The sequence below is a fragment of the Coleofasciculus sp. FACHB-712 genome (genome assembly GCF_014695635.1).
Lineage (GTDB): Bacteria > Cyanobacteriota > Cyanobacteriia > Cyanobacteriales > FACHB-T130 > FACHB-T130.
Genome location: NZ_JACJOQ010000709.1, coordinates 1 through 4458 on the forward strand (window position 1 = coordinate 1; position 4458 = coordinate 4458).

Annotated in this window: 7 protein-coding genes and 1 pseudogene; 4 read left to right on the top strand and 4 right to left on the bottom strand. The window is 42.1% G+C overall.

Annotated features, from left to right (window positions below; all coding sequences use genetic code 11):
• Positions 1-270: ribbon-helix-helix domain-containing protein (locus tag H6F50_RS26195; protein ID WP_190429394.1), on the top strand; the 270-nt coding region annotated here is incomplete at its 5' end.
• A gap of 156 nt (positions 271-426) precedes the next feature.
• Positions 427-804 carry a nuclear transport factor 2 family protein gene (locus H6F50_RS26200; protein ID WP_190430962.1) on the top strand — a complete coding sequence of 126 codons (378 nt, stop codon included), beginning with the start codon at positions 427-429 and terminating at the stop codon, positions 802-804.
• A 50-nt stretch (positions 805-854) separates the two neighbouring features.
• Here the strand turns inward: H6F50_RS26200 and H6F50_RS28130 are convergent.
• Both H6F50_RS28130 and H6F50_RS26210 read right to left on the bottom strand, forming a co-directional pair.
• Positions 855-1013 (bottom strand): annotated as a pseudogene (locus H6F50_RS28130) (recombinase family protein); the annotation flags it as partial.
• Positions 1014-1336: 323 nt separating this feature from the next.
• Positions 1337-1576, bottom strand: coding sequence for a hypothetical protein (locus H6F50_RS26210; protein ID WP_190430964.1), 240 nt, complete (start codon positions 1574-1576; stop codon positions 1337-1339).
• A 101-nt stretch (positions 1577-1677) separates the two neighbouring features.
• On the opposite strand from H6F50_RS26210, the gene H6F50_RS26215 reads away from it, so the two are divergent.
• Complete coding sequence (locus tag H6F50_RS26215) at positions 1678-2121, top strand: hypothetical protein (protein WP_190430965.1); 444 nt, start codon at positions 1678-1680, stop codon at positions 2119-2121.
• Positions 2122-2417: 296 nt separating this feature from the next.
• Positions 2418-2762 carry a hypothetical protein gene (locus H6F50_RS26220; protein ID WP_190430966.1) on the top strand — a complete coding sequence of 115 codons (345 nt, stop codon included), beginning with the start codon at positions 2418-2420 and terminating at the stop codon, positions 2760-2762.
• A gap of 209 nt (positions 2763-2971) precedes the next feature.
• Here H6F50_RS26220 and H6F50_RS26225 read toward each other — a convergent pair whose 3' ends face one another.
• Together H6F50_RS26225 and H6F50_RS26230 are read right to left on the bottom strand one after the other, a co-directional pair.
• A complete protein-coding gene (locus H6F50_RS26225) occupies positions 2972-3319 on the bottom strand; it encodes a hypothetical protein (RefSeq protein WP_190430967.1) in 348 nt (115 codons plus the stop codon).
• Positions 3316-3903 carry a ParA family protein gene (locus tag H6F50_RS26230; RefSeq protein ID WP_190430968.1) on the bottom strand — a complete coding sequence of 196 codons (588 nt, stop codon included), beginning with the start codon at positions 3901-3903 and terminating at the stop codon, positions 3316-3318. Before H6F50_RS26230 ends, H6F50_RS26225 begins: the two co-directional genes overlap by 4 nt.
• Positions 3904-4458: the final 555 nt, after the last annotated feature.

Below are 4458 nucleotides of genomic sequence, written 5' to 3' on the forward strand. Positions count from 1 at the left end.
GCTGACAAATTTATCTTTGGTGAACCAGAGCCTGAATCAGTAGATGAAAAACTGTCTTCTTCCCCACCCGTTCCAGAACCTGGAGGGCTGCTGGAAAAATTACAAAAAGAGGAGTCACCCAAAGAGCGACCCATTAGAGTTAGTCTAGATCTCTCGCCAGAAATGCACCGCCGTCTTACCAATCTTGCCAATCGCACTGGCAGAAAGAAATCTGAAGTGCTGCGAATTCTACTGGCTGAGGCTTTGGCAGAAGTTGAAGGGGGAGATTGAGTTGTGCTAATTGGAGCGGGGAAGATGCGTTGTTAAAGTACTGGGGTTAGCGATCGCTTACAGATGGCAGTCTACCTCTCTTGTGTCAAACTGGGGCGAAAGCTTGATTTTTCGTGGGCTGTAAAGCCTTGCTGCATATACTTCACCACACCTCTTATGTCAGATAAATCTGCACCAGAAATTGAACTGCTACGCGCGGCGTATGCTGCCTTCAACGCGCGAGATATTGATGCAGCCCTCGCCCTCATGGCTCCCGACGTGGCTTGGCCGAAAGCGTTCAAAGGCGGTTTTGTTCGTGGGACTGAAGAAGTCCGTGCTTACTGGACGGAGCAGTGGAGCTTCATCAATCCACACGTCGAGCCGGTTGCCTTTTACCCGGAGGATGCTGGGCAGGTTTTGGTGGAGGTGCATCAGGTCGTGCGCGATCTTGCCGGAGCTGTGCTTGCCGATGAACACGTTGGTCATCGTTATACCATTGAGCATGGCTTGATACAAAAGATGGAAATCTGTCTACCTCCATTGTCGGGTCACTGAGCCTAACAAGGCGCTATAACGAAAGGCAGGGTAGTTTCTGGCGCAAAGAAGTCTAGGGCCCCTGATGCTGTCTCTTTGTAAACTGCCACGACTTCAAAACCGGATAGTTGTGCGTAACTAACCAAGTCTCTTTCTTGGCGATCGCAACTTTGCTCATCTGTCGAAACGCGACAATAAATTGCGACCCGATATGGCTTTAGCTGTCCCATTTAAACCTATAAAAAATCAGCGACTAGGATACTCAATCCAGCGTTGGAAAAGTGCCTAATTAATTGTCCCACTTGGGGAAGTCTTTAACTAAGACAACCTATTCAGCTAAGAGGGTGTTTTGGTTAAATTAATGTACAGTGCCAAATTAAATGACATCGAGACAAAATTGTGTCACTGGTGCAAAGTTGCTCTACTGCAAGATTGCAGAAAAAGTTGGCGCGCGATCTATTGCCAGCTCCTTGGGGAATTGAAGAAGTATAAGCGGCTGAAATCACCTTAAACCTTGAATCAGACATAATTCATCAGAGGTAAGGTGGACTCTTCATAGAGCAGAAAGCGAAATCCTGTTTGTAACGAATAATGACGGATTAAACAAATTCCCCAAAGAAGGATTGATTGAGGACGAAATACAATCAGGTGCTTGAGAGATAACTCTTAAGTAGCAGTAATCTCCCCGCAGAAAATTCACGGGTGCGATCGCGGCCTTCTCACCGAAAGGGGTTCCAATGGGACTCGGTTTAATTTCATTGGTAACTGGCACCACATTTAAAGCAGTCATCATCAATGGCATGACTGGAGTTTTGCAGTATGGGCAGAATCCCTTTCCAATCAGTTCTATTCGCTAGCCTTTCTGTTCTCTAAAATTCTAAATTAGGAGTTGTAATGAAAAAAATATCACTTCGATTACTTATTGCTTGTGTCATTGCTTTTCCCCCTTGTTTCATTGGTTATTTATTGCTTCTTTCATATGCTGTTTCAGAGCTACTCCGTTCGGATAGTGCTTTCTTAACTTATTCTGGCTTTTATCTTCAATATCCCAGCCTGATTGCACAAGTATCTAACCTTCAGTGTGTAACCAATGGTCAAAAATATGCAGACGAGCATTCTTACTACTGTCGTTTTAATGTGTACTCATCAAATATTGAACGGTTTATTAAGGAGCGGAAATTACTGGCTCAGGAGTTTGAAGCTTGTGAAAACATAGATATATTTACGGGATTAGGGCAGTATTCTCCAAAACCTACATGGGGGCCGGGCCGTCAGACCTTGAGGGTGAAGGAAAATGCTACGAAAACGAAAGGGAGTCCAATGATCGATTTTTGCTGATACACTCTCCGGAAAATCAACTTGTTTATATGCAGGATGCTGATTAGTCAAGCTAATTTTGTCTTTGTTATAGACAAAAGGGTTAATCCTCAAAGCCAAACTGGTGGACGTTCTAGCAAATTAAACTCTCGCGTTTCAAAGTCGATTACCTTCCAAGCCAGAACCCTCGATATATGAATTTCTCTCTGAATGGAAGGGAGTAAGAAAATTACAGTATCCCTATGACTAGAGCTATGGACTAATCTTACTCAATTTTAAACTTAGGTAAAATTTTTATTTTAAAATAGAGGGAACTTATGAAACTTATAAATAAACTTATTTGCTATATTGCTATATTTGTATTACTAAGCGGTTGGCTTTTTTTTACAAGCTATTATCTAGAACGACCTTTTCCCTTTTATCCTTTAATTGATACAAAACTACCCCCAGGTTTTTCTCAAGCCAAATTTGAAAGTATTCAAAGCGGAATGACTAAGGCTGAAGTTTTAAAAATTTTACCGGCTCCTGTGCCTAGAATAAGAGATGAGGAAGAATGGAGTTTAGGTGATAACGATTGGTATTATGGTCAAGATGGTGCATGTTTTTTTGGAGTTTTGCTTGGTATGAATTTAGAATATATTTTAATGACGAAGGTAAGGTGAGTGGAAGACACTATGAAGTACATATGAATTGAAGAGCAGTTTAGTTTCGCTGAACTTCTGTTGTAGCTAGTTTATATAAAATACTAGCTAAAATACATTAATCACTTAAAACCAGGCAAAAAGGTGCGGCCTTTTGTTTGATTGTAGCGTAAAGATATAGCAGCCGGACTTAACCTAGGTGACTGCCCAAACTATCGAACTAACTCAAGTCAATCCTCTTTTTTCCTTTTCTTTAGCCAGTCATTTAGCAAAGCTTCTATCAAGCTACTTAAATTTAATTCACCTTGGCGTTGCCTCTTTTCCTTCTTCTCTTTCAGCAGTTCAGTTTGGACTTCTAGTAGTAGATCGTATGGAATTAGTGCAGATATTTGGGTAAAGTCAGGGTTACTACGTCGCCCTCTTGGTCGTCCAACTTTCCGGGGTTCAACCACTTCCGGTGGTGGTTCTAGTGGAGCTGGTTGTATTGGAATTTCTTCTTCTGGTTGCTCATCCTTGTTACGAGCTTGGTTAAGCAAGGATTTAAACATATTTTCGTCTTTCCCTTTTTTCGGAGTCACTTCAGTACCTCCTTACCCATTGCTACATATCCTTTCCAACCATCTACAGCTCGTGGGTCGGGATAATCTTTAACTGTGACACCGAGTAGGGGCGATCGCTCAAAGGCAACTAATCTTTTGATTTCTGCTTTGAATACTGGCAGCTTTAAATCTTCTAAAGATTGTCGAGCATCCTTAGCGGCAGCGGAGCGTGCTGGAATCTGGGTCAGTAAGATTTTGAATTTAGCTTCCAGTGGCTGCAAAACTTCAACTGTCTGTGCTAAGGCATCTAAATCTAATCCGCGTGGAGTTGTCGGCAGTACGAGTAGGTCGCATCCATCGGCTAAATCTTCAAAGTCTTCTGGAGAGGGTCGAGCTGCTGTGTCGATAACAATGTGAGTATAGTCTTTAATATATTTTGGGGCTGCTGATTCCGAGACGGCTTTGAAAGGCAATTTATCAGGTCGTGCCCAGGTCAGTGCTGACCGATTTTTATCTGCATCAATAAGCAAGGTAGGCGCTTTGGTTTGAAGGTAAGCTGCCAGATGGATAGCCGTAGTGGTTTTTGAGCAACCACCCTTTAAAGATGCGATCGCAATAATCATGGTGTTTTCAGAAGTGCTTCTACAAGCCTACCTGAAAGGATGTTTCACTGAAATAACAGTATTATGCGTATGCAAAACTACATAATTTCAACTATTGAATAACCTTCGAGTCTGTCAGAATGAGGGGATTGAACTCCGCCTAATTGGACTCTTTTCGGTGGAGTTGCCCGACTTTGGCTTTACTCCGGGTTTGGGTCGAGGTCGCCACAGTGGCTTGAGGGTATTAACTATCTGGTTAAATAAACGTTTTTATTGAACCCCAAAGCGATGTTTGAAGTGTTTTTGTGAGAGAGTTTGCGCTATTGTGTAATCCATCATCAGGACATTTTTCAATTGCTATGTCCTGATTTTTCTACTTTTTACAGCTTTAGCAACCAAAAAGCAACCTAATCTGCAAGAGGTCTATTTCTTATTCAATAGTCGATTTATTACATTGTGTTGCTACAGCAGATTGCAAGTTCATGAAGTACAGTAGCAGCAGTTTGTGAACCAGTTGCGTAGGTGTTTTGGATTGACTAAATCAAGTGCAGTAGCAAGCAAAGTATCAACCATTTT

Excerpts from the sequence above, each read along its gene's own strand:
- H6F50_RS26200 (WP_190430962.1), top strand. The coding sequence starts at position 427 with ATGTCAGATAAATCTGCACCAGAAATTGAACTGCTACGCGCGGCGTAT.
- H6F50_RS26210 (WP_190430964.1), bottom strand. The coding sequence starts at position 1,576 with ATGATGACTGCTTTAAATGTGGTGCCAGTTACCAATGAAATTAAACCG.
- H6F50_RS26215 (WP_190430965.1), top strand. The coding sequence starts at position 1,678 with ATGAAAAAAATATCACTTCGATTACTTATTGCTTGTGTCATTGCTTTT.
- H6F50_RS26220 (WP_190430966.1), top strand. The coding sequence starts at position 2,418 with ATGAAACTTATAAATAAACTTATTTGCTATATTGCTATATTTGTATTA.
- H6F50_RS26230 (WP_190430968.1), bottom strand. The coding sequence starts at position 3,903 with ATGATTATTGCGATCGCATCTTTAAAGGGTGGTTGCTCAAAAACCACT.